The following is a 23,797-nucleotide window of genomic DNA, read 5'->3' on the forward strand; positions in this document are numbered from 1 at the left end:
ACGGTCATGGACTTCGAGAAGACCCCGGGCTGGCTGGACTGGTACGCCGGCCCCAGCACCCCCGAGTACGGACTGCCCGCCGGCGCGGTCGACGCGCACTGCCATGTCTTCGGCCCCGGCGAGCGGTTCCCCTATGCGCCCGAGCGCAAGTACACCCCCTGCGATGCCTCCAAGGAGCAACTGTTCGCGCTCCGCGACCACTTGGGCTTCGACCGGAACGTGATCGTGCAGGCCACCTGCCACGGCGCCGACAACTCCGCCCTGGTGGACGCGCTGCGCGCCGCCGGCGACCGGGCCCGCGGGGTGGCCACCGTGCGGCCGGGCGTCACCGACGCCGAGCTGCGCGAGCTGCACGAGGCCGGGGTGCGCGGGGTGCGGTTCAACTTCGTCAGGCGGCTGGTCGACGCCGCGCCGCGGCAGGCACTGTGGGAGGTGGTCGAGCGGATCGCCCCCTACGGCTGGCACGTGGTGCTGTACTTCGAGGCGCAGGACCTGGCCGAGCTGCGCGAGTTCTTCCTCGCCATCCCGGTGCCGCTGGTGATCGACCACATGGGCCGCCCGGACGTCGCCAAGGACCCGCACGGGCCGGAGTTCGAGGCCTTCCTGGAATTCCTGCGGGCCCGGCCCGACATCTGGTGCAAGGTCAGCTGCCCGGAACGGCTCTCGCTGACCGGCCCGCCGGCCGTGGACGGCGAGCCCGCGCCCTACCGCGACGTGGTCCCGTTCGCCCGCCGGGTGGTCGAGGAGTTCCCGGACCGGGTGCTCTGGGGCACCGACTGGCCGCACCCCAACCTGACCGGCCACATGCCCGACGACGGCCTGCTGGTCGATTTCATCCCCGCCATCGCGCCCACCCCCGAGCTGCGCCGGCGGCTGCTGGTGGACAACCCGGCCCGCCTCTACTGGCCCGAGGCCGACTGATCCCTTCCCCTTCACGATCGGAGGGCCGCAGTGCCAATCGACAAGAGCTACAAGCTGGTTCCGGGAACCACCGTCTTCGACGCCGAGCAGTCCGCCAAGGGCTACCACCTCAACCAGTTCTGCATGTCGCTGATGACGGCCGAGAACCGGGCCGCCTTCCTGGCCGACGAGCGCGGCTACCTGGACGCCTGGCCGCTGCGCGAGGAGCAGCGGCGGGCACTGCTCGACCGCGACCTCAACGCGGCGGTGCGCGAGGGCGGCAACATCTACTTCCTCGCCAAGTGGGGTGCCGCGCTGGGGCTTTCGTTCCAGCAGATGGCGGGCTCGATGACCGGGATGACCGAGCAGGAGTACCGCGCGATGATGGTGGGCGGCGGCCGCCCGATCGAGGGCAACCGGATCGACCGGGCCGTGCTGGAGGCCGCGCACGCCGACCAGGCCCCGCCCGCCGAGCACGCCGCGGTCACCGCCGCCCTCTTCACCTCGCACGTGCCGGCGATCGGCGCCGCGCTGGACCACGGCAAGACCCAGGAGCCCTACTGGCAGCCGGTGTTCGCGGGGTACGAGTACGCCAGGGAGTGGGTCCGGGAGAACCCGCCGGACGTGGTGGTGCTGGTCTACAACGACCACGCCACCGCCTTCGACCTCTCCCTGATCCCGACCTTCGTGCTCGGCACCGGCGCCGCCTACCCGGCGGCCGACGAGGGCTACGGCCCCCGTCCGGTGCCGGGCATCGAGGGCGATCCGGAGTTCGCCGCCCACCTCGCGCACTCGCTGATCCGCGCGGACTTCGACCTCACCCTGGTCAACGAGATGCCGGTGGACCACGGCCTGACCGTGCCGCTCTCGCTGGTCTTCGGCGAGGTCGAGCGCTGGCCCTGCAAGGTGATCCCGCTGCACGTCAACGTGGTGCAGTACCCGGTGCCCTCCGGCGAGCGCTGCTTCCGGCTCGGGCAGGCGCTGGGCCGGGCGATCCGCTCCTACCACCGCCCGCTGAACGTGCAGGTCTGGGGCACCGGTGGGATGAGCCACCAACTGCAGGGTCCACGCGCCGGGTTGATCAACCGTGAGTGGGACAACGCGTTCCTGGACCGACTGGTGGCGGACCCGGCGGCGCTGGCCGCGCTGCCGCACCTGGAGTACGTCGAGCAGGCCGGCTCGGAGGGCATCGAGCTGGTGATGTGGCTGATCGCCCGCGGCGCGCTCGGCGACCTGGACGGCTCCGGCACGGTCGAGCTCAAGCACCGCTTCTACCACGTGCCGGCGTCCAACACCGCCGTCGGCCACCTGATCCTGGAGAACCACCCGCGGGCCGAGGCGCCCGCCGGGAAGGAGTGACATGACTGACCAGCAGCCCGTCCGGATCGCCCTGGCCGGCGGCGGCGCCTTCGGCGCCAAGCACGCCGCGGCGCTGCGGCGGATCGAGGGCGTGGAGCTCGCCGCCGTGGTGAGCTCCAGCCCGGAGAGCGCGCGGAAGTTCGCCGCCGAGCAGGGGGTGGAGCGGGCGGCCGGCTCGCTGGAGGAGGTGCTGGCGATGGACGGGGTGGACGCCGTCATCCTCGCCACGCCGACCCCGCTGCACGCCCAGCAGACCCTGGCCTGCCTGGAGGCGGGCAAGCACGTGCAGGTGGAGATCCCGCTGGCCGACGCGCTGGGCGACGCGGAGGCCTGCCTGGCCGCCCAGCAGCGCACCGGCCTGGTGGCGATGGTGGGCCACACCCGCCGGTTCAACCCCAGCCACCAGTGGGTGCGGCAGCGGATCCAGGCCGGCGACTACCGGATCCAGCAGATGGACGTGCAGACCTACTTCTTCCGCCGCACCAACCTCAACGCGCTGGGCCAGCCCCGCTCCTGGACCGACCACCTGCTCTGGCACCACGCCGCGCACACCGTGGACCTGTTCGCCCACCAGACCGGCTCCCCGATCGTCCAGGCGAACGCGATCCAGGGCCCGCTCCACCCCGAGCTGGGCATCGCGATGGACATGTCGATCCAGCTGCGCGCGCAGAGCGGCGCGATCTGCACCCTGTCGCTCTCCTTCAACAACGACGGGCCGCTCGGCACCTTCTTCCGCTACATCGGCGACAGCGGCACCTACCTGGCCCGCTACGACGACCTGTACACCGGCAAGGAGGAGCCGATCGACGTCAGCGGCGTGGCCGTCTCGCTGGACGGCATCGAGCTGCAGGACCGGGAGTTCGTCGCCGCGATCCGCGAGGGGCGCGAGCCGGACTCCTCGATCGCCCAGGTGATGCCGTGCTACAGCACGCTGGCCTCGCTGGAGCGGCAGCTCGCGCTCTGACCACGGCAACGAGGCCCGCCCCCGGCGTCCGGGGGCGGGCCTCCTCACCGGGCAGCTGGGGAGACCGGGCCGGCGGCAACCCGGGTGGTTCGTGGTGAAACGTCGGATCCCGCCACCCCTCCGTGGAACCGACGTGCCACCCTGCTCGATCTTCACCCGTGGTCATGTGTGAGTCTTGGCCAGCCGCCCCCGACCCCGCGCCGGGCGGCCCACGTCGATCCCCGGAGGTCAGCCCATGTCCGCGCCCACCGACCGCCCCGCAGATTCCGGCCGGCGGTCGCGGCGCGCGGCCCCGCCCACGCAGGCCCGCCGCGGCGCGCCGCAGCAGCAGCGCCGTCCGCAGCAGGCCGCGGAGCCCGAGCGGAACCCGTTCGTGGCGGTGCTGGTGCGAATCGGCGAGCTGGCACTCTTCGGGCTGTTCGTGGGCCTGCCGGTGCTGATGCTCTCGGGCCTGTGCCTGGTCGGGCTGGTCGCCCTGCTGATGCACTGACCGGACATCACTCCTCGACCAGCCGCCGGTCGATCAGCTCGGCGATCGCGAGGTCCCACCCGGCGGGCAGCACCGCCGGATCGACGCCCGCCGAACCGAGGTAGGCGAAGAGGTGGTCGGTCGGCACGGCGGCCAGCTCGGCGAGCCGGTCGGCCAGGTGGGCGCGGAGCCCGAACGGGCGCGGGTCGGCCACCCGGGCGTCCATCAGCACCGTGTGCAGTTCCTCCTCGACGTCGGCGGCGTCGCGCACCGTGGGCAGGAACGGGCCGCCGTGCGCGGCCCGCCGCTCGGCCAGCACCGCGAGCGCCGCCCCGACGGCCCTGGGCACGGCGATGGTCCGGGCCCGGCGGCCGGCCACCGTGACCCGCCAGCGGTCGCCCGTGCGCTCCGCGCCGCCCTCGGCCAGATCGGCGATCTCCCCCGGCCGCAGGCCCGCGTAGAGGCTCAGCAGCACCAGGGCGTGGTCGACGGGGCCGCCGGACCGGGCCTCGGCGAGCACGGCCGGAAGCTCCGCGGGCCGGATCCTGGCGGGCGCGAGCTGCGATCGGTCGGGAGTGTGCATGGTGATGGCCCCCTCTGCCGTGGTCCTGCTCACCATCGACCCTAAGCCGGGGGTCCGACAGCGGCCAGAGGTCAGCCGCGCGGCGCCAGCAGCAGCCCGTCCACCGACTCCACGGCCTTGACCAGCGGCGCCAGTTCGGGATTGCGGGCGGCCTCGTCCAGCGCCTCGCGCAAGGCCGCGTCATTGGTCGGCCGGGCCTGCTCCAGCAACTGGAGGCCGGCCTCGCTGACGTTGGTGTAGATGCCGCGCCGGTCGGTCGGGCAGAGGTATCGGGCGAGCAGCCCGCGGTCCTCCAGCCGGGTCACCAGCCGGGTGGTGGCGCTCTGGCTGAGCACCACCGCGTCCGCGACCTGCTTCATCTGCAGGTGCCCGCCGTCGCCGTCGTGCTGGCGGCTGAGCACGTCCAGCAGCGAGTACTCGCGCACGCTCAGCCCGTGCCCGGCCTGCAGGGCGCGCTCGATGTGCGCCTCGATCCGGCCGTACAGCACGTAGAGGGCCGCCCAGCCGTTGGCGAGGGCGGTCAGCGCGGGGTCCGTGGCGGTCATCGGCCCTGGTCTCCTTCCGGGTGCCGCGGGTTCCCAGGATACGCCCCGGTCGGAAATACCTGCTCGGGCGGACAGCCCGCCCCCACAAGCACTCGCCTGGCGTTTGCCGATATGCCGCGCCTGCAACTATTGTTGACGCTTGTAAGGCGCACCAGCAATCGCATGGAGGGTCCGTCTCATGCCTCTCGCGCTCCTCGCCCTGGCCATCGGGGCCTTCGGGATCGGCACCACCGAGTTCATCGTCATGGGCCTGCTGCCCGACATCGCCGCCGACTACGGCGTCTCCATCCCCACCGCCGGACTACTGGTCACCGGCTACGCGATCGGCGTCGTCCTCGGCGCCCCGCTGATGACCGTGCTCGGCACCCGGATCGACCGCAAGGCCATGCTGATGCTGCTGATGGGCCTCTTCACGGTCGGCAACCTGCTCTCCGCGGCGGCGCCGAGCTTCGGCCTGCTGCTGGCCGGCCGGATCACCGCCTCGCTGGCGCACGGCGCCTTCTTCGGCATCGGCTCGGTGGTCGCGGCCGAACTGGTCGCCCCCGACAAGAAGGCCGGCGCCATCGCCACCATGTTCACCGGCCTCACCCTGGCCAACCTGGTCGGCGTGCCGCTCGGCACGATGATCGGTCAGGCGGCCGGCTGGCGGGTCACCTTCGCCCTGGTCGCCGGGCTCGGCGTGCTCGGGCTGCTCGGCGTCGGCAAGCTGGTGCCCGCCCTGCCGCGCGCCGAAGGGGCCCGGCTGCGGCGTGAGCTGACCGCCTTCCGGAACCCGCAGGTGCTGCTCGCGATGGCCATGACGGTGCTCGGCTTCGGCGGGGTCTTCGCCGCGATCACCTACATCGCGCCGATGATGACACAGGTCGCCGGGTACTCCGACGGCGCCGTCACCTGGCTGCTGGTGCTGCTCGGCGCCGGCATGTTCCTCGGCAACCTGGTCGGCGGCCGGCTCGCCGACCGCCGGCTGATGCCGCTGCTCTTCGTCACCCTGGCCGGGCTCGCCGCCGTCCTGGGCCTGTTCACCGTCACCGCGCACGACAAGGCGGCCGCCGCCGTGACCGTGCTGCTGATCGGGGCGCTCGGCTTCGCCACCGTGCCGCCGCTGCAGAAGCGGGTGCTCGACCAGGCGCACGGCGCGCCCACCCTGGCCTCGGCCATGAACATCGGCGCCTTCAACCTCGGCAACGCGCTGGCCGCCTGGCTGGGCGGACTGGTGCTCTCGGCCGGCTACGGCTACACCGCGCCGAACTGGGTCGGCGTCGCGCTCGCCGGGTCGGCGCTGCTGCTCGCCGTCCTCTCCGCCGTGCTGGAGCGCCGGTCCGCGCCGCGCCCGGTACCGCTCGCCGCCTGACCCGGCTCAGCTCCGACCGGCCGGCCACTGCGCCAGCGCCGCGACCAGCGCGGCCAGCCGGCGCGGGATCGTCCGCACCTTGGCCCGGCCGCCGGACGGTCCGCCGACCGCCCCGCAGAGCGCCGCCGCGCCCACCACCGCCACCAGCGCCAGCCCCACCATCATCCGCCGCTCCCTCCGGAATCCGTCGGCCGCCGCCGGGCCGCGGTGCGCTGCTCGGGTGCCCGCCCTCACCGGATCCATGCCCGCGGAGCGCGATCCGCCGGAGTAAAGGCCGCCCGAGCGGATAAGCGCAGCCGGACGAACGATCGACCGACGGAGGAGGAGTACTGGTGTGGTGGAGCCTGGCTCGCCTGACCACGGCCGGCGTGGTGATCGCGCTGACCGCCTACGGCCTGAACCGGGCCGGCGAGTGGGCGGCCCGGGTGCTGCTCGCCCACGGCCGCACCAGCGGTCTGCCCCGGGCGCTGCGGGACTGCCGGCACCCGATGGTGGCGCTGCTCGCCTGCGGACTGGCGCTGCTGCTCCAGCCGTGGACCGGCGCCCCGCGGGCGGCCGGCACCGGGGTGCGCCACCTGCTGGTGCTGCTGGCGATCGGCTGCACCGGCTGGCTGGGCGTGCGGGTGGTCGGCCTGCTGGTGGACGGCGCGGTGCGGCTGGCCCTGCTGCGCCGTGATCCGGCCTGGGCCGGGCGGGCCCGCACCCAGGCGAGCCTGGTCGGGCGGATCTGCCAGGCCGTGGTGGGCCTGGCCGCGCTCGGCTCGATGCTGCTGACCTTCCCCGCCGTGCGCGGCGTCGGCACCAGCCTGCTGGCCTCGGCCGGACTGGTCGGCGTGATCGCCGGCGTGGCGGCGCAGAGCACCCTGGCCAATCTGGTGGCGGGCGTGCAGATGGCCTTCGGCGACCTGGCCCGGATCGGCGACGTGGTGGTGGTCGGCGGCGAGTGGGGCACCGTCGAGGAGATCACCCTCACCTGTGTGGTGATCGCCACCTGGGACCAGCGGCGGCTGATCATGCCGATGTCCTACTTCGTCAGCCGCCCGTTCGAGAACTGGTCCCGGCGGACCAGCCGGATCACCGGCACCGCGCTGCTCCACCTCGACCACCGCACGCCCGTGCCGCGGCTGCGCGAGGAGTTCGAGGCGTTCCTGGCCAAGAGCTCGCTCTGGGACGGCGAGGGCAGCGCGCTGCAAGTGGTGGACACCACACCCAACACCATCGTGGTGCGCGCCCTGGCCACCGCCGCCAACGGCGCCGACGCTTTCGAGCTACGCTGCCAGCTGCGCGAGCACCTGCTGGGGTTCCTGTGCGAACGGCACCCGGAGGCGCTGCCGCGGGTCGCCGTCACCGAGGCCCCGGGGCCGCGTCCCGGGCCCGGGGGCACACCGGAGGGGCACACCTTTCCACCGGACCCGCACGATCCGGCGCGGCATGGCAGCCGCGATCCCGGGTACCGGCGTACGGACCCGATGCACCGAGGAAAGGACCGACATGGCCGTGACCAGTGACGAACTCCTCCTTCCGGTGACAGGACCAGGCACCCGGGCCCTGCAACGGGCGGTCGTCCCGGAACTGAACGGCGTCGAGGACGCCCGCGAGGTGGCACCCGCCGACGCCCGCGAGCTGACCCGGGTGCTGCTCGCCCGGCTCGCCACCCTGGAGGAGGGCACCCGCGAGTACTCGTACGTGCGCACCACGCTGATCGAGGTGAACGGCTCGCTGGTCCGGTACGCCATCCGCCGGTTCGCCACCCACCAGCGGGAGAGCCAGGAGGACCTGTTCCAGGTCGGCTCGGTGGGCCTGATCAAGGCGATCGACCGGTTCGAGCCGGAGCGCGGCGTGGAGTTCAGCACCTTCGCGCTGCCGACCATCCTCGGCGAGATACGCCGGCACTTCCGCGATGCCACCTGGGACGTGCACGTGCCGCGCCGGCTCCAGGAGCTGCGGATCACCCTGGCCAAGGCCCAGGACGCGCTCGCCCAGGACCTGGACCGCGACCCGACGGTGGCCGAGCTGGCCGACCACCTCTCGCTGGAGGAGGCGGAGGTGATCGAGGGCATCACGGCCGCCAACGCCCACACCGCGGGCTCCCTGGACCTGCCCTCCGCCGAGGGCGCCGAGGCGGGCGACCCGGGCGGCGTGCCGTTCGCCGAGCGGCTGGGCGGGCAGGACGGCCGGCTGGCGCTGGTCGAGGACCTGGTGGCCCTGCGGCCGCTGGTCGGCGCGCTGCCGGAGCGCGAGCGGATGATCCTCTCCATGCGCTTCACGGAGGACCTCACCCAGTCGCAGATAGGCGAGCGCCTCGGCCTGTCGCAGATGCACGTCTCGCGGCTGCTCAACCGCACGCTGGGCCGGCTCCGGGACGGGCTGATGGCGGACTGAGGCCTCCCCCGGCGTCCGCCCGGAGGCCCGGAGGGGAACCCCCGGGCCTCCGGGCACGTCCCACTGCTGCCGCCCGGCCCCCGGGTGGTCTAAGGTCAGAGGGAACTTCCGTCGAGGGGACGCCGACCATGCCCACCCAGAACGATCACGGCACCGCCCGGTCCGTGGCGGTACCGCCCGCCGACGGGCTGACCGTGGAGCTGAGCTACCCGCGCGAGCGGACGGCCGTCTGCCTGCTGGCCGGCGAGCTGGACGTCGAGACGCTGGCCCCCGCCGAGGAGGCGCTGGAGCAGCTGGTGGCGGCCGGCCCGCAGGTGCTGGTGGTGGACCTGGAGCGGGTGGGGTTCTGCGACTCCTCCGGCCTCAACCTGCTGCTGAAGGCCCGGCTCGCCGCCACCGCCGCGGGCTCGGATTTCCGGGTCGCCGCGCCCTCGCCGATGGTGCGCCGGGTGCTGGAGCTGACCGGCGCCAACACCGTGCTCTCGCTCCACGAGTCGACCGAGGCCGCGCTCGCCGCCACCGCCTGAGCCCTGCCGTACCGCACGCGCACAGCCGCACCGCACGCGCACAGCAGCACGCATGCAATCGCGCCGGCCGGGAACCCGACCAGGCGAGCCGAGCACCGAGACCGAAGGGGGACGCCCGCATGACGACCAGCCGGGAAGCCCTCGGCCGCGCCCTCGCCCTGCCCCCGGGCGGGCAGCGCCGGCGGCTGCCGTTGGCGGGCCTGCCGAAGCCGGTGGCCCGGGCCAGGGCGTTCACCAGCAAGGCGCTGGTCGACTGGTCCTGGCCGGTGCCCGAGCAGGTCGACGACATCGTGCTGCTGGTCGCCGAACTGGTCGCCAACGCGATGCTGCACGCGGGCGGCCCGCTGGAGCTGCTGCTGGACTGCTCCACCACCCGGCTGCGGGTCGAGGTGAGCGACGCCTCGCCCGCCCTCCCCGAACTGCGACTGCCGCACCGCCCGGGCCTGCCGGGCGGCCACGGCCTCTTCATCGTGCAGCACACCGCGGACCGCTGGGGCGCCGAGCCCCGGCCGGACGGCAAGACGATCTGGGCCGAGGTCGCCCCCGGCCCGATCAGCCGTTAGGGGACCGCTCCCTGCGGGACCTTGGTCCCGTCCGCGGTGGACCCGAAGCCCCTGGGCGCGGCCTGCCGGGCGCGCCAGAGTCGGGCTGTCCACCTCGACCGGCCTGTGATGCCGGTCCGGAGCTTGCCAACGGAGGCATCTGATGACCCGACACCCCGTGCTGGCCGCCGTCGACACCTCGGCCCGCAGCCGCATGGCCGCCCTCTGGGCGGCCGAGGAGGCGGCCCGGCGCGGCGCCCCCCTGCGGCTGGTGCACGCCTGGCCGTTCCCCGTCAGCGACCCCGAGCACCCGCGCGACGCCGACCTGCGGCACGGGGCGCAGGCGATGCTGGACGAAGCCGTCGCGATGGTCCGGAAGGCCGAACCCACGGTGGAGGTGACCGGCGCGCTGGTGCTGGACGTCGCCGTGGACGGGCTGCTCGTCGCGGCCGGCGGCGAGGCCGGCGCCGAGGTCGGCGCCGAGGTCGGCGCCGAGCTGCTGGTGCTGGGCACCCGCGGGCTCGGCGGGTTCCACGGGCTGCTGGTGGGCTCGGTGAGCCTGGCGGTGGCCTCGCGCGCCGAGCTGCCGGTGGTGCTGGTCCGCGAGGAGCCGCCGACCGACCCGGCGGAGCTGGTGGTCGGCCTCGACGTCGGCGAACCGGCGCCCGCCGTGCTGGAGTTCGCCTTCACCCAGGCCGCCTCGATGGGCCTGCCGCTGCGCGTGGTGCACGGCTGGGAGCTGCCGCCGATGTACGGCTACGCCGGCTGGCTCCCGAGCGAGGAGGAGCACCACGAGCTCGGCTCGGCGGCCGCGAAGCTGGTCGCCGAGGCGGTGGCCCCCTGGCGCGAGCAGCACCCGGAGGTCCAGGTGATCCCCGACGTCCGGGCCGGCGGCGGCGCGGGCGCCCTGATGCTCGCCGCCGAACACGCCGCCCTGCTGGTGGTCGGCCGCCGCACCCGGGCCCATCAGTTCGGTGCCCGCCTCGGCTCGGTCGCCCACGCGGTGATCCACCACGCCCCGGCCCCGGTGGCGGTCGTCCCGCACGACTGAAACCCCTGGGGGATGTGCCAGCCCCCGCACCGGAGCGGGGGTTAACCTCCGTACGGGACGGGTGCCTTCCCCGTTCTGCCCGGCCGCGCGCCGGACCAGACTCGGATCATGCCCACACCGCTTCCGAGCACCATCGCACCTGATCAGCGCCCCGCCTCCGGCGGCAGCGAGTTCGCCCGGCTGAGCCGGCGGATCGCTGCCGAGGGGCTGCTGGACCGCCGACTCGGCTACTACGCCGTCCGCTCCGCCCTGGTGCTGGCCGGCTACGCCGGCGGCTGGTACCTGCTCTTCGCGCTGGGGAACACCTGGTGGCAACTGGCCCTGGCCGCCGGGCTGTCCGTGGTCTTCGCCCAGGTCGGTCTGCTCTCGCACGATCTGGCGCACCGTCAGGTGTTCGCCCGGCACCGGCCGAACGAGGTCGGCGGCCGGATCGCGGCCAACCTGCTGCTGGGGATGAGCTACGGCTGGTGGATGACCAAGCACACCCGGCACCACGCCAACCCCAACCACGAGGAGCGCGATCCGGACGTGGCCCCGGACATCGTGGTGTGGTCGCAGGGCCAGGCCCGGCGGTCCAGCGGGGTGGCGCGGTTCCTCGGGCGGCGGCTGGCCTACCTGTTCTTCCCGCTGCTGCTGCTCGAAGGCCTCAACCTGAGCTACAACAGCTTCCGGGCGCTGCGCACTCCCGCCGTGAAGCGCCCGTGGCTGGAGTGCGCGCTGCTGCTGGCGCACTTCGCCGGCTACCTCGGCCTGGTCCTCGCCGCACTGCCGGCCGACAAGGCGGTGGCCTTCCTGGCGGTCCACCAGGCCTTGCTGGGGCTCTACTTGGGGTGCGTCTTCGCACCGAACCACAAGGGCATGCTGATGGTGACGCCCGGGATGCGGCTGGACTTCCTGCGGCGCCAGGTGCTCACCTCGCGCAACGTCCGCGGCGGGCGGTTCACCGATGCGCTGATGGGCGGGCTCAACTACCAGGTGGAGCACCACCTCTTCCCCAGCATGCCCACCCCGGCGCTGGCCCGGGCGGCGCGGATCACCCGGGAGTTCTGCGCGGAGAACGGCATCCCGTACTACGAGACCGGGTTGCTGCGCTCCTACCGGGAGATCCTGGCGCACCTGCACCGGACCGGCGAGCCGATCCGCGGCGGGGAGTGAGCCGGCCGGGCCCGTTACAGCGGCCGGTGCCGCGGGCGAGTGGGGTCGGTCCCCCGCCCGCGGCACCGGCCTGTCGGTGGTGCGGGGTCTCAGGGCAGCTGGTTCAGCTGGATCCCGCTCGCGTCCTGCCCGGGGGTGTTGCGGCAGGCGTAGTTCTGGCCGGCCGGTCGGGCGGCGACCAGGTCGAGGCACCGGCCGAGCGCCAACTGCCCGTAGTAGTCCGGGTGGAAGGACTCCTGCATGGTGCCCTGAGTGGCGCCGGTGGTGAGGTAGCGGGCCCATTCGGCGGTGCTCGCCCCGGTGCCCTGGGCGGCGGCGGTGGAGCAGGCCTCGTGGCCCTGCAGCAGGTCCTGGAGGTCCAGGAACTGCGCGCCGCGGTCGGCGGCCACCTGGGCGAGCCGCTGGGAGATCTGCGGGACCAGCTGGTCGCGCGCCCAGTCCAGGTCGGCGTCGCCGAGCGGGCAGCCGCCCTGCGTGGTGCGGCTCCACCCGCTCGCCGGGTAACGGTTCTCGGCACTGCGCGGCAGCGGGGAGGGGTAGGACTGCAGCACGATCCGGTAGTCCCCGGCGGCGTAGCCGTCGGCGCTCAGCACGGCCCGGATCTCGTCGATCGACTTGCCGACGCCGGCCATCGCCGCGTCCATCCTGCCGTCGATGGCGGCCTGTTCGGTGGAGTTGCAGTCGCCGCCCCAGAACTCGTAGTCCTCCACGCAGTCCGCGATCGCGGAGGCGAACCCGAGGTCGTTGCCGCCGATCGAGAGCACCACCAGCCCGACCCGGCGCTGCGCGGCCAGGGTGGCGAGCTGGTCGGCCTGCGGCGCCTCGCCCTTGAAGGCCTGGCCCCCGCTGCCGGCCCGCAGGACGTTCGCGGTGGTGGCGCCCGAGCAGGCGAGGTCGACCGCGCCCGCCGGGCCGAAGGCGCTGAGCACCTCGGCCGAGTCGGAGCGGTCGCACCCGCTCCGGTAGGTGGCGCCGTAGACCTGGGCCGGGTCGTAGCCGGAGCCGGTCCAGGCGCGGTCGGTGCCGTCCCGGTCGCCGCCGGTGGTGTCGCTGTTGCCGGCCCAGCGGCCGGCCTCGCCGGAGATGTAGCTGTCGCCCATCGAGACGGCGATGCCGACGCCGTCGCCGGCCGCGGCGTGCGCCGGGGCGGTGGCGGCGGTCAGCGGGCCGGTGGCGGCGAGCGGAACGGTGAGGGTGGCGGCGGCGAGCCGCCGGATTCTGCCGCCGGGCGCGGCGGTGCTGCGGTGCGCTGACATGTGGGGGCTCCTGCGCTCCGCCTCCCGGCCTGACCCGGGGAGGCGCGACGTGGGGGAAACATCCCGCTGCGGGCCGTTTGAGGGGTTGGCCCGGGATGCGGTGAGCAATCTGGCACAGCGCCGCTGGTTACCGCTAGGTATCCGGGCCACATTTCTGCCGATCCCGTGCACTTCGTCGCGGTGCGTGACCGCGGGGCCGTCAACCGGCCGTCAGCTCCCGTCGGGTGGCAGTGACTGACGCTATGACGACGGGCGCTCCTCCGTCAGGTGGGCGAAGACCACGATGTTCGCCTGGTAGCCGGTGCGGTGGTCGTAGTGGCCGCCGCAGGTGATCAGCCGCAGCTCCGGGCGGCCGGTGGGGGCGTAGACCTCGCTGGTGGGGAAGTCGGCCTTGGGGTAGCTGCGGACGGCGTCCACGGTGTAGCCGGCGGTGCGCCGGTCCTGCCGGGTCAGGGTGACGGCCGCGCCGGGGCGCAGCCGTCCGAGCAGGAAGAAGACGCTGGGGCCGTGCTTGTCGTCCACGTGGCCGACCAGCACGGCCACGCCGTCCGCGCCCGGGCTGGCGCTGCCGCGGTACCAGCCGGCCAGGTCGTGGTGGTCGGCCGGGGGCGTGCTCAGCCGGCCCTGGGCGTCGAGGTCCAGCGGCAGCACCTTGGCGTCCACGCCGATCGCCGGGATCCGCAGCCGGGTCGGCGGCGAGGCGGGCAGGCCGGCGACCGCCGGGCGGCCCGAGGTGGCGGCCGGAGCCGGCAGGGTGGGGGCCGGTTCGGGCTGCGGCGGCGCGGTGGTGGCGGCGCCGTCGGTGATCAGCCAGCCGCCGCAGAGCAGCGCCGCCGCCGCGGTGGCGACCGTGAGACGGCCGGGACCACGGCGGCGGCGCGGACGGTCAGCGGGACCCATGGCGCCCGGTGCGCCGGCGGGCCCGAAGCAGCAGCAGGGCGGAGGCGGCGACCAGGGCCGCGCCGCCCGCGATCTCGGCAGTGTCGACGCCGTCGCTGGCGCCGCCCTCACCGGCGGCGACCGGGCCGCTGGGGGTGCCGCCGCCTCCGGGCGGGCCGCTCGGCCGGGTGCTGCCGGTCGGCGTGGGGGAACCGCCCCCGCCGATCATCGACGGGCTGCCGGTGGGCGACGGGGTGGAGGTCGGGGTCGACGTGGGGGTCGACGTCGGAGTGGGGGTCGGGGTCGGAGTGGGGGTCGGGGTCGGAGTGGGGGTCGGGGTCGCGCAGTCGACCGTGAAGACCTTGTGCTTGGCGGCGCCGTGCTCGCCGACGAAGGTCCAGGTGAGCTTGTAGTGCCCGTCCGGCAGCGTGATGTCGGCGCTCCGGCCGCCGCCCATCGTCAGGAGCAGGTTCCCGGAGTCGGCCTGGGCGGTGCCGGTCGGCGGCTGCTGGTCGATGGTCCAGCTGACCAGCTGGATGGTGTCGAAGTTGAAGGCGTCCAGGTAGAACTTGCAGACCTTGGGCTCGTCGGCCTCGTCCGAGGTGGACTCGGTGCTCTTGTGGATCTTCACGTCGCCGTTGTCGCCGGGCGCGGCGTGCGCGACGGCGGGCAGGCCGAGCAGCGTTCCGGTCGTCGCCGCGACCGCGAGGGCGCGGGCGTAGGGGCGGAGCGCCCGGTGGGATGCGGTCATGGGGCGGGGCCTGGCCTTTCTCCCTGAGCGGGAACTGAGCGTCCGCCGGATCAGGGCCGTGGCAAGCCAGATGCGACCATCGCGAGCGGACCAAGTGTCAGACAACGTGACGATCAGGTTGTCTGCCGGTACCTCAGCAGGCTCGCCCCGCAGGCCGGGGGCGGGCGGTCGCCACACCGTGGCGTCCGGAGCGGTTCAGCCGTCCGGCCGAGCCGCCCGCTCCCCCCTGCACTCCTGGCGGAGGGTCAGTCCGAGAAGTCCTGGGTCATCCACACCGTCCCCGCGGAGTCGCGCAGCAGCTCGATGCCTATGTGGTGGAAGTTCGGGTCCAGGATGTTGCGGCGGTGGCCGTCGTTCGGCGGCTGCTCGGCGAGCATGCTCTTGGTGAGGCCGACGGCCATCGAGGCGATGGCCGAGGTGGTGTTGGCGACCGGGCCGCCCTCGCCGATGTTCTCCCCGGCCGCTCCCCACTGGACCCCGGCCGCGTTCTCCCGGGCGCCGAAGGCGGGCTCGCCCGGGCACTGGTGCTGCAGGCCGCAGCCGGCGGCCATGGTGTGGTTGTGCGCGTCGGCGCTGACCCGCAGGCCGGCCAGCATCTGCAGGGGTGCGACGCCCTGGGCGGCGCGGGCCTGGTTGATCAGCGTCAGCACCTGGTCCGCCGCCGCGTCCACGTCGGCCGCTCCCCCGCCGGAGCCGCCCGAGCCGCCGGACCCGCCGGCACCGGCGGTCGGGCCGGCGGAGGCCGGAGCGGGCTGGGCCGGTGCGCTGGTGGCCGGTGCGGGCGCGGAGCCGCTCGGCGCGGGTGCGAGGCCGACCGGGGGCGCGGACGCCGTCGCCCCCCGCACCGGCGTGGTGCTCGCCCCCGCCCCGGGCAGCCGGGTCGGCCCGGTGCTCGGCCGGCTCGGTGCGGCGGTGGCGCTGCTCACCGCGCTCACGGTCGGCGCCGGCGAGTCCGCCGCCCTGGGGTCGCCGATGATCGCGCCCGCCGGGAGTCCGGGTCCGGCCGGCGGCTCGGGCGCCGACTGCGCCCGCCCGTCCTGCCCGGCCCCGCCGCGCCCGGCGGAGGGCAGCAGCTTGCCGCCGAACCCGACCACGCTGGTCGCCGTGGCCGCCACCGCGACGGCCGCGAGCAGCGGCTTGACGCCCGGCAGTCCCGAGGACCGCCGCGAGCGGTGCCGTCCGTTGCCGGCCTGGCCGTTGCCGCCCCGCCGGTGCGCACCGCCGGCCGACCGCCGGCCCGCCGGGCGCACCTCCGCCGACCAGTCGGCCCCGCTCGCGTACTCGGTCATCTGCTGCGCTCCTCGTTCGACGCCCTGTCACTACCGGAGACCCGCCCGAGTCTGCCGGATAACAGAAACGATCGAAATACTTCGAAGAGCGATCAGCCACGTCCGCTGGGAACAAGGCGGCCCGAGCACGGCGGGGGGGGGGGGGGGGGGGGGGGGGGCCCGCCCCCCCCCCCCCCCCCCCGCCGTGCTCGGGCCGGACTCAGTGCAGCAGTTCCAGGGAGTTGCCGGCGTCGTCGACGAAGTAGACGCCGCTCTCGCCGTCCACCGCCAGCCCGAACAGCGCGCCCGCGCCGGGGGGCATGCCGCTGCTGTCCAGCTGGACCTTGGCCAGTTGCTCGCCGTGCGGCGCGGTCTCCACCAGGTACCCGTCCATCGAGTTGACGGTCAGGATGGTGCCGCAGGGGGTGAGGGCGAGGCCGAGCGGGCCGTTCAGGTCGCCGCCGGAGCTGACCACCCGGCCGGTGCCGGCCGAGTCGTGGCGGTGCTCGGCGTCCCGGATCTCGGTGATCCGGTTGCCCAGGGTGTCGGCGACGTAGAGCGTGCCGTCGTGGTTGATGCCCAGCCCGGTCGGGCCGATCACCAGTGCGGCGGGGTCGGTCTTCTCACCGAACCCGGAGCCGATCACGGTGCTGGCCACCCGCTGCGGCGGCTCGTCCCCCGGGCCGCGCAGCAGGCTGATCCGCAGCACGGTGCCCTGGTCGACCTCGTTGCCGCCGCCGCCCTGGGTGCCGTTGAGCACGTTGGTGACGAAGAGCTCGGTCCGGTCGCCGTGGCTGACCGAGGTCATGTCCCAGGGCCCGTTGATGCCGTCGCCGGCCAGCGTCTCGCGGACCTGGCCGTGCTTGTCGAGCACCAGCAGGCAGCCGGCCGAGGCAGTGCCGGAGCTGCCGTCCGTGGTGGGCAGCGAGCCGACCACCACCCAGCCGCCGGGCAGCACGCTGAGCGCGGTGGTGAGGCCGACGCCGCCGGGGCACTCGCCGGGCAGGTGGTTCGGGTCGATCTGGGCGAACTGGGTGGCCGTCCCGTCCGGCGCTATCTGCACCAGGGTGGTGCCGGTGCCCTGGAGGTTCGCGGAGTTGTTGAAGTTGCTGACCAGCACCGAGCCCTTGTGCAGGTCGCCCTCGTCGTGCTTGATCACGACCGTGCCGTACGGGTTGACGTCGCCGTTGGCGGGGACGGTCGAGGCCACGGTGGAGATCGTGTGGAACGGGCCGATGAAGGGCTGGTCGGCACTGGCCTGGCCGGGGGCGGCGAGGCCGGCGGCCGCGGTGGCGGTGAGCACCGCGGCCAGCGCGGCGAGACGGGAACGGGCTTTCACGTACTGCCTCCTGGGGTGGTGCCCGGTGGAGTCCGGGCCGTGGCCACGGTAGGCAGTAGTCGGGCGGTCACGCCCGGTGATACGGGCCGAATGGTCGGTCACGCACCGTAGAGGTTCAGGCCCCCGCGGCCTCCGCGGCGATCCGTTCGAACTGGGCGCCCATGGCCTCCGAGAGCGCCTGGGCGGCGGAGAGCGGACGCACCATCACGGTGAACTCGTCGATCAGGCCGTCCTCGTCGAAGTGCAGCAGATCGAGGCCGTGCACCTGGCGGCCGCCGACGGTGGCGGTGAAGACGAACACGTGGTCGCGCCCGCCCGGGTCGGCGATCTCGCGGACGTAGCGGAAGTCCTCGAATACCCGCAGCACGCCGCGCAGGATCGCGGCGGTGATCGCCTTGCCCGGGTAGGGCTTGAAGGCGACCGGGCTGTGGAAGACGACCTCCTCGGCGAGCAGCGCCTCGACGGCCTGCTCGTCGCGCGCTTCGACGGCTGCGCGGAAGGGGTGCATGGCGGGCTCCGTACTCGACCGGCGGAATGGTTACCGGCGAGTATGGAGCGCTCGGGCGACGGCTGTCCAGGGTCCTTCCGGGGCACCGGCGATCCGCCGTCGGCCCGCCACCGATAGCCGAAGTAGCGGGCCGACGGGCGATCAGGCCGACTGCTGGTGCAGACCGTGCTGCAGTGCCTTGGCCACCGCCAGGGTGCGGTTGGTGCAGTCCAGCTTGGCCAGGATGTTGGCGACCAGGCGCTTGGCGCCGTGCTCGGAGATGTGCAGCCGGCGGGCGATCTGCTTGTTGCTCATGCCCTCGATCATCAGCACCAGCGCCTCGCGCTCGCGCGGGGTGATCCGCGGCGCGAGGCGCTGGGCGCCGCCGCCGCGGGCGGCCAGGGCGAGCAGCCGCCGGGCCAGGTCGGGCGGCATCGGCACATCGCCGCTCTCCATCCGCAGCACCGTCTCGCGCAGCGTGGCGATGTCCAGGCTGCCGACCGCGAGGAAGCCCGCGCCGGCGATCCCGTAGCGTCCGGCCAACCGGGAGAGCGCTTCCAGGTCACCGCCGCTGAGCAGGAAGAGGATTCTCGCCCCTCCCCGCTCCAGTCTTCGCAGGATGTCGGCTGACGCCTCGTCATCGACCTCCTCCACCATGGTGATCAGGATCGGACGTTCCAACTCGCCGTGTTCCAGTGTTGCTTGGGCCCAGCGCAGCCCCGGCACCGCCTTCACGCGGGTGGCTTCAAGGGTCTGCAGCATGTACTCGATGCCATAGCGCAGCAGTTCGTTGCGCAGCGCCACGACCACCGGAATGCCGTGAATCTCCCTGCCCCCCGGCGACTTCATCAGACTCACGACCCGTTCCCCTCGCGTCGGCGCCGTCGAAATGTGCGCCCCCGTGGTTGAAAATTGGAACTCTGCTGGTTGTGCCTGACTCGATCACTTAATGTCACGAAGCCCAGAGAAAGCTTCGCCCCTGCCCCCAGTGCACTGACCCTAACATTTCCTTGAGGGAAGCTTGAGCAAACTCGAGCGGGTGTGACCTGCATTACACGGACATGGTTGCACCGATCGGCAAGTCTGCCTCCGATATTTATGGACACGTACATCTCCGGCGTCCGGAATCCGGCGAATGCCGTCGCCCCGCCGGCCGCGCCGCACACCGCCCCGGCAGGTCTCAGTCCGCCGGCCGCGCCAGCCGCCGGGCGGCCGTCACCACGGCGCGGCGGCGCTCGGCCACCTGCTCCTCGGCGCTGCCGCCGCTCCCTTCGCCGGCCAGCATCCGGGCCACCTGGGGCACGGCGAACCACCAGGCCGAGAGCGCGATGATCATGAAGACCAGGTGGCCCGGGTCGAGGTCGCGGGCGATCAGCCCGGCCCGCTGGGCGGCGGCGAAGGCCTCCACCTTGGCCCGGTAGTGGCCCGCCCGGGCCTCCTCGTCCGGCAGCGGATCGATGCCGGTCAGACCCTCCCAGTGCAGCAGTCTGGCCAGCTGGGGGTGGGCCGCGTGGTAGTCGAAGACCAGGCCGGCGAACTCCCCGACGTCCCCTTCGGCGACCGACTCCACCGGCACCGCCTCGGCCACCCGGGCCAGTTCGTCGGCGAGCACCGCCGCGAACAGGTTCTCCTTGTCGCCGAAGTAGTGGTAGAGCCGCTCCTTGTTCACGCCCGCCATCCGGGCGACCCGGTCCACCGTCGTGCCGGCCAGGCCGCGCTCGGCGAACTCCCCGACGGCGGCCGCCTTGAGCCTGCGCTTGGTCTCCTCCGTGTCCCATGCCATCCCGGAACCATAGCCCAGCACCGCGTTGACGCCCCATCAGCACATGCGTATGCTCAACTCCAACGTTGGAGTTGGAATCTGCCCGGCGCCCCCGCCGTCCGGCCGATGGCCGCTCCTTCACACGCTCCGCAGGACCCGCACGACTGGTCCGCACCAACCGCACGCCGCACGCCGATCGCCCATTCGCGCCCGTGGCCGCCCGGAATCCGGCGCGGCCGGCCGCCCAATTCTTTTTCCCGCACCGCTTGCACCTCCGTCGGCCCGGCACCGTCCGCCGAGCCGTTATCCGGGATGCCCGGCCAATTCCGGGCCGGGCACCCCGGCGTCGCCGAAGAATTCATTTCTACTGCCTGTAGAAACTTCCCTGGAGGAATTCCGTGCACCGCAGAGATGTGCTGAGAACGGCCGTCATCGGTACCGGGCTGCTGGCCGCCGGCGGGCTCGCCCCGGCCGCCGCCTCGGCCGACGGTTCGGCCGACGGGCAGCAGGCAGCACCGGCGCAGGGCCAGGCCGAGACCCAGTCCGGCGTGGTCGGCCGGGGGCGGTCGGACACCGGCCGCGACATCCGCGACCGGGCCGCCAGGACGGCCTACCCCGACCGGATGCCCGACCACCCGGTCAACGACGACCAGCGCGACTTCCCCTACCTGGCCGTCTACGGCAAGGGCCTGCCGCACAACGCGGCCGGCGAGGTGGACCCGGCCGGCTACCGCACCATGATCCGGGCCTTCGAGAGCGGCCGCGGCGCCGACTTCGACAAGATCCCGATGGGCCTGGCCAGCGGCGGCCGCAAGCAGCTCGGCCCGCAGGGCGGCCTGGCCTTCGATCTGCTCGGCCCGGACTCGCACGCCCTGGTGGTGCCGCCGGCCCCGCGCGTGGGCAGTGCCGAAGGCGCCTCCGAGATGGCCGAGTTGTACTGGATGGCGCTGCTGCGCGACGTCCCGTTCGCGGCCCTGGCCGACTCCCCGCTGGCCGCCCAGGCGGCCGACGACCTCTCCCGCTACGCCGGGTTCCGGGGCCCGCGGCAGAACGGCCGGGTCACCCCCGGCACGCTCTTCCGCAGCGACCTGCCAGGCGCGCTGGCCGGCCCGTTCGTCTCCCAGTTCCTGGTGCGCGACCACCACTACGGCACCCAGCCGATCCGCCAGCTGCGCGACACCGTGCAGCCCGGCCTGGACTTCGCCACCGGCTTCGACGAGTGGCTGGCCGTGCAGAACGGCGCCAACCGCCTGACCAGCCGGGACTTCACCAACCTGCGGTACATCCAGACCGGCCGCGACATGGCCCACCACACGCACTTCGACGTGCTGTACCAGTGCTACCTGACGGCCGCCGTCATCCTGCTGACCGACCCGGCCTACCCGGCGCAGCTGCAGGACCAGGGCAACCCGTACCTCAAGTCGGCCAACCAGATGGGCTTCCCGACCTTCGGCACGCCGCACCTGGTCACCCTGCTGGCGGAGGTGGCCAACCGGGCCATCAAGCACACCGAGTACCAGCAGTTCTTCGTCCACCGGCGGCTGCGCCCGGAGGAGTACGCCGGCCGGATCGAGGTGCACCTCAACCGCGACCGCGGCCGCTACACCGGGTTCCTGCCCGAGGAGATCCTCGACTCCGAGGTCGGCGACCGGATCCAGGCCAAGTACGGGACCCGGCTGCTGCCCCAGAGCTTCCCCGAGGCCTCGCCGATGAGCCCGTCGTACCAGAGCGGCCACTCCACCGTGGCGGGTGCCTGCGTCACGGTGCTCAAGGCCTGGTTCAACGAGTCCTTCGTGCTCGCCAACCCGGTGCAGCCGAGCGCGGACGGCACCACCCTGGTGCCCTACACCGGCGCCGACAAGGACCAGTTGACCGTCGGCGGCGAGCTCAACAAGCTGGCCGCCAACGTCGCCGCCGGCCGCGCCATGGCCGGGGTGCACTACCGCTCCGACAACACCGAGGCGTTCGTGCTGGGCGAGGAGATCGCGCTGGACATGATGCGCGAGCAGAAGCGCACCTACATCGAGAACGGCACCTTCACCGTCACCCGGTTCGACGGGACGACGGTCACCATTTGATCAGGCGGGTGCCGCCCCCCGGGCGGCACCCGCACCACGGTTACGCACGCAGGGAGATACAAGATGCACAACCGGGCTCTGGGCAGCCAGGGACTCCAGGTCTCGGCGGTCGGCCTCGGCTGCATGGGCATGTCCTTCGGCTACGGCACCGTCGCCGAGGAGCAGTCCATCGCGACGGTGCACCGCGCGCTGGACCTCGGGGTGACCCTGCTGGACACCTCCGACCACTACGGCCCGCTGACCAACGAGTCGCTGCTGGGCAAGGCGCTGGCCGGCCGCCGCGAGGGCGTGGTCATCGCCACCAAGTTCGGCACCTACTCGCCCTACACCCCGCCGCGGATCCCGGACGGCCGCCCGGAGCACCTGCGCAGCGCGGTGGACGCCTCGCTGCAGCGCCTCGGCGTCGACTTCATCGACCTGTACCTGCAGCACCGGGTCGACCCGCAGGTGCCGATCGAGGAGACCGTCGGCGCGATGGCCGAGCTGGTCACCGCCGGCAAGGTGGGCTACCTGGGCCTGTGCGAGGCCTCGGCCGAGAGCATCCGCCGGGCGCACGCGGTGCACCCGATCTCCGCGGTGCAGACCGAGTACTCGCTCTGGACCCGGGACATCGAGGCGGACGTCCTGCCGACCCTGCGCGAGCTGGGCATCGGCCTGATGCCGTACGCGCCGCTGGGCCGCGGCTTCCTCACCGGCGCGATCGAGACCCCGGACCAGCTGGCCGAGGGCGACTTCCGCCGGATCGCCCCGCGGTTCCAGGGCGACAACTTCGCGAACAACAGCCGGCTGGTCGAGCCGGTCCGGGCGATCGCCGAGCGGCTCGGCGCCACCGCCGCCCAGGTGGCGCTCGCCTGGGTGCTGAAGTCCGCCGAGATGTCCGTGCCGATCCCCGGCACCACCAAGCCCGAGCGGGTCGCGGAGAACATCGCCGCGCTCGAGGTGGAGCTGACCGAGGCCGAGCTGAAGACCCTGGACGAGGCCTTCCCGCCCGGTGTCGCGGCCGGCGACCGCTACCCCGCGCCGATGATGGCGCTGCTGAACGGCTGAGCCCGCCTGCTCTGCCGCGGGGCGCCCCACTGGCCGGTCCGGTGGGGCGCCCCGCTCGCACGTCCGAATCCCTTGTCAGCCTGGACAGTTGGAGGAGCACCATGACACGCGTCGTCCGGTTCCACGAGCTCGGCGGGCCCGAGGTGCTGCGGCTGGAGGAGGCCGAGCCCGGCCTCCCTGGGCCCGGCGAGGCGCTGGTGCGGATCGAGGCGATCGGGCTCAACCGGGCCGAGGCCAGCTTCCGGGCCGGGCGCTACGTGGAGCAGCCGCGGGCGCTGCCCTGCGGGTTGGGCTACGAAGCGGCCGGCACGGTGGAGGCGGTCGGGCCCGGGGCGGCCTCCTTCGCGCCGGGCGATCCGGTGAGCGTGCTGCCGACCTTCTCGATGAACGACTACGCCGTCTACGCCGAGCGAGCCGTGGTGCCCACCGCCGCGCTGCTGCCGCGCGCGCCCGAGCTGGACCCGGTGCTGGGCGCGGCCCTCTGGATGCCCTACCTGACCGCCTACGGCGCGCTGGTGGAGGTGGTGGGCCTCGGCAAGGAGGAGGCGGTGGTGATCCCGGCGGCCTCCAGCAGCGTCGGGCTGGCGGCGATCCAGCTGGCCCGGATGCTCGGCGCCGTGCCGGTGGCGGTCACCCGGACCGAGGAGAAGCGGGCCGCGCTGCTGGCCGCCGGGGCGGCCGAGGTGGTGGTGACGGAGCGCCAGGACCTGGTCGAGGAGGTGCTGCGGATCACCGGCGGGGCCGGCGCCCGGATGGTGCTGGACCCGGTGGCCGGGCCCTGGGTGGAGACGCTGGCGCGGGCGACCGCGCCAGGCGGCACGGTGGTGGTCTACGGCAGCCTGAGCGGCGAGCCGACCCCGTTCCCGCGGCTGGCCGTCGGCAAGGGGCTGGCGCTGCGCGGCTACCTGGTCTTCGAGATCACCTCCCGCCCAGAACTGCTGGCGCGGGCCGTGGAGTTCATCAACTCCGGGCTGCGCAGCGGGCAGTTGCGGCCGACCGTGGACCGGACCTTCCCGCTGGACGAGGTGGTGGCGGCGCACCGCTACCTGGAGTCCAACCGGCAGATCGGCAAGATCGTGCTCACCGTGCAGCACTGAGAGAT

The 23,797-nt window shown here is 73.7% G+C and carries 25 protein-coding genes; 14 read left to right on the plus strand and 11 right to left on the minus strand.

Annotation, left to right across the window (positions count from 1 at the left end):
- Positions 1–6: 6 nt before the first annotated feature.
- The 4 genes from ACFYNO_RS25770 to ACFYNO_RS25785 all read left to right on the plus strand — a co-directional run bounded on the left by ACFYNO_RS25770 (position 7) and on the right by ACFYNO_RS25785 (position 3,713).
- Positions 7–921: an amidohydrolase family protein gene (locus ACFYNO_RS25770; protein ID WP_388016995.1), complete on the plus strand. Its 915-nt coding sequence runs from the start codon at positions 7–9 to the stop codon at positions 919–921.
- A 30-nt stretch (positions 922–951) separates the two neighbouring features.
- On the plus strand, positions 952–2,259 hold the full coding sequence (gene ligA, locus ACFYNO_RS25775; protein WP_388016998.1) for a protocatechuate 4,5-dioxygenase subunit alpha: 1,308 nt from the start codon (positions 952–954) through the stop codon (positions 2,257–2,259).
- Between the two features lies 1 nt (position 2,260).
- Positions 2,261–3,223, plus strand: coding sequence for a Gfo/Idh/MocA family oxidoreductase (locus tag ACFYNO_RS25780; RefSeq protein WP_388017001.1), 963 nt, complete (start codon positions 2,261–2,263; stop codon positions 3,221–3,223).
- 235 nt (positions 3,224–3,458) lie between these two features.
- Positions 3,459–3,713 carry a hypothetical protein gene (locus ACFYNO_RS25785; protein WP_388017004.1) on the plus strand — a complete coding sequence of 85 codons (255 nt, stop codon included), beginning with the start codon at positions 3,459–3,461 and terminating at the stop codon, positions 3,711–3,713.
- A gap of 7 nt (positions 3,714–3,720) precedes the next feature.
- Here ACFYNO_RS25785 and ACFYNO_RS25790 read toward each other — a convergent pair whose 3' ends face one another.
- Complete coding sequence (locus ACFYNO_RS25790) at positions 3,721–4,275, minus strand: hypothetical protein (RefSeq protein WP_388017007.1); 555 nt, start codon at positions 4,273–4,275, stop codon at positions 3,721–3,723.
- Positions 4,276–4,346: 71 nt separating this feature from the next.
- Entirely contained in the window at positions 4,347–4,820 is a 474-nt protein-coding gene (locus tag ACFYNO_RS25795) for a MarR family winged helix-turn-helix transcriptional regulator (RefSeq protein WP_388017010.1), read from the minus strand.
- Between the two features lie 178 nt (positions 4,821–4,998).
- Here ACFYNO_RS25795 and ACFYNO_RS25800 point away from each other — a divergent pair, with 178 nt between their 5' ends.
- Entirely contained in the window at positions 4,999–6,171 is a 1,173-nt protein-coding gene (locus ACFYNO_RS25800; RefSeq protein ID WP_388017013.1) for an MFS transporter, read from the plus strand.
- Between the two features lie 6 nt (positions 6,172–6,177).
- On the opposite strand, the gene ACFYNO_RS25805 is transcribed toward ACFYNO_RS25800, so the two are convergent.
- The gene (locus ACFYNO_RS25805) at positions 6,178–6,336 is read right to left on the minus strand and encodes a hypothetical protein (protein ID WP_388017016.1); all 159 of its coding nucleotides are present in this window, start codon (positions 6,334–6,336) and stop codon (positions 6,178–6,180) included.
- Between the two features lie 167 nt (positions 6,337–6,503).
- Here ACFYNO_RS25805 and ACFYNO_RS25810 point away from each other — a divergent pair, with 167 nt between their 5' ends.
- The 6 genes from ACFYNO_RS25810 to ACFYNO_RS25835 all read left to right on the plus strand — a co-directional run bounded on the left by ACFYNO_RS25810 (position 6,504) and on the right by ACFYNO_RS25835 (position 11,828).
- Positions 6,504–7,679: a mechanosensitive ion channel family protein gene (locus tag ACFYNO_RS25810; RefSeq protein WP_388017019.1), complete on the plus strand. Its 1,176-nt coding sequence runs from the start codon at positions 6,504–6,506 to the stop codon at positions 7,677–7,679.
- Complete coding sequence (locus ACFYNO_RS25815; RefSeq protein WP_388017022.1) at positions 7,663–8,553, plus strand: SigB/SigF/SigG family RNA polymerase sigma factor; 891 nt, start codon at positions 7,663–7,665, stop codon at positions 8,551–8,553. The genes ACFYNO_RS25810 and ACFYNO_RS25815 overlap by 17 nt, the downstream gene beginning before the upstream one ends.
- Positions 8,554–8,681: 128 nt before the next feature.
- Entirely contained in the window at positions 8,682–9,080 is a 399-nt protein-coding gene (locus tag ACFYNO_RS25820; RefSeq protein WP_388017025.1) for an STAS domain-containing protein, read from the plus strand.
- A gap of 119 nt (positions 9,081–9,199) precedes the next feature.
- Positions 9,200–9,643, plus strand: a complete 444-nt coding sequence (locus tag ACFYNO_RS25825) for an ATP-binding protein (RefSeq protein ID WP_388017028.1) — start codon at positions 9,200–9,202, stop codon at positions 9,641–9,643.
- Positions 9,644–9,785: 142 nt separating this feature from the next.
- Positions 9,786–10,673: a universal stress protein gene (locus tag ACFYNO_RS25830; protein ID WP_388017031.1), complete on the plus strand. Its 888-nt coding sequence runs from the start codon at positions 9,786–9,788 to the stop codon at positions 10,671–10,673.
- Between the two features lie 108 nt (positions 10,674–10,781).
- The gene (locus ACFYNO_RS25835) at positions 10,782–11,828 is read left to right on the plus strand and encodes a fatty acid desaturase family protein (RefSeq protein ID WP_388017034.1); all 1,047 of its coding nucleotides are present in this window, start codon (positions 10,782–10,784) and stop codon (positions 11,826–11,828) included.
- 89 nt (positions 11,829–11,917) lie between these two features.
- Here the strand turns inward: ACFYNO_RS25835 and ACFYNO_RS25840 are convergent, their stop codons facing one another.
- From ACFYNO_RS25840 to ACFYNO_RS25875, 8 genes are all read right to left on the minus strand, one after another.
- Entirely contained in the window at positions 11,918–13,084 is a 1,167-nt protein-coding gene (locus tag ACFYNO_RS25840; protein WP_388017037.1) for a GDSL-type esterase/lipase family protein, read from the minus strand.
- A 240-nt stretch (positions 13,085–13,324) separates the two neighbouring features.
- Positions 13,325–13,984 carry a class F sortase gene (locus ACFYNO_RS25845; protein ID WP_388017040.1) on the minus strand — a complete coding sequence of 220 codons (660 nt, stop codon included), beginning with the start codon at positions 13,982–13,984 and terminating at the stop codon, positions 13,325–13,327.
- On the minus strand, positions 13,971–14,714 hold the full coding sequence (locus ACFYNO_RS25850; RefSeq protein WP_388017043.1) for a hypothetical protein: 744 nt from the start codon (positions 14,712–14,714) through the stop codon (positions 13,971–13,973). Before ACFYNO_RS25850 ends, ACFYNO_RS25845 begins: the two co-directional genes overlap by 14 nt.
- Before the next feature lie 245 nt (positions 14,715–14,959).
- Positions 14,960–16,003, minus strand: a complete 1,044-nt coding sequence (locus tag ACFYNO_RS25855) for a CAP domain-containing protein (RefSeq protein WP_388017046.1) — start codon at positions 16,001–16,003, stop codon at positions 14,960–14,962.
- Between the two features lie 199 nt (positions 16,004–16,202).
- A complete protein-coding gene (locus ACFYNO_RS25860; protein WP_388017049.1) occupies positions 16,203–17,321 on the minus strand; it encodes a hypothetical protein in 1,119 nt (372 codons plus the stop codon).
- 115 nt (positions 17,322–17,436) lie between these two features.
- A complete protein-coding gene (locus tag ACFYNO_RS25865; protein ID WP_388017052.1) occupies positions 17,437–17,829 on the minus strand; it encodes a nuclear transport factor 2 family protein in 393 nt (130 codons plus the stop codon).
- A 141-nt stretch (positions 17,830–17,970) separates the two neighbouring features.
- A complete protein-coding gene (locus ACFYNO_RS25870; protein ID WP_388017306.1) occupies positions 17,971–18,657 on the minus strand; it encodes a response regulator transcription factor in 687 nt (228 codons plus the stop codon).
- Between the two features lie 331 nt (positions 18,658–18,988).
- A complete protein-coding gene (locus ACFYNO_RS25875) occupies positions 18,989–19,591 on the minus strand; it encodes a TetR family transcriptional regulator (protein ID WP_388017055.1) in 603 nt (200 codons plus the stop codon).
- 377 nt (positions 19,592–19,968) lie between these two features.
- Between ACFYNO_RS25875 and ACFYNO_RS25880 the strand changes: the two genes are divergently transcribed.
- The 3 genes from ACFYNO_RS25880 to ACFYNO_RS25890 all read left to right on the plus strand — a co-directional run bounded on the left by ACFYNO_RS25880 (position 19,969) and on the right by ACFYNO_RS25890 (position 23,792).
- Positions 19,969–21,648: a vanadium-dependent haloperoxidase gene (locus ACFYNO_RS25880; RefSeq protein WP_388017058.1), complete on the plus strand. Its 1,680-nt coding sequence runs from the start codon at positions 19,969–19,971 to the stop codon at positions 21,646–21,648.
- A gap of 63 nt (positions 21,649–21,711) precedes the next feature.
- Positions 21,712–22,695, plus strand: coding sequence for an aldo/keto reductase (locus ACFYNO_RS25885; protein WP_388017061.1), 984 nt, complete (start codon positions 21,712–21,714; stop codon positions 22,693–22,695).
- Between the two features lie 101 nt (positions 22,696–22,796).
- Entirely contained in the window at positions 22,797–23,792 is a 996-nt protein-coding gene (locus ACFYNO_RS25890) for a zinc-dependent alcohol dehydrogenase family protein (protein ID WP_388017064.1), read from the plus strand.
- Positions 23,793–23,797 lie beyond the last annotated feature (5 nt).

The organism is Kitasatospora sp. NPDC006697, assembly GCF_042869935.1.
Classification (GTDB): Bacteria; Actinomycetota; Actinomycetes; order Streptomycetales; family Streptomycetaceae; genus Kitasatospora.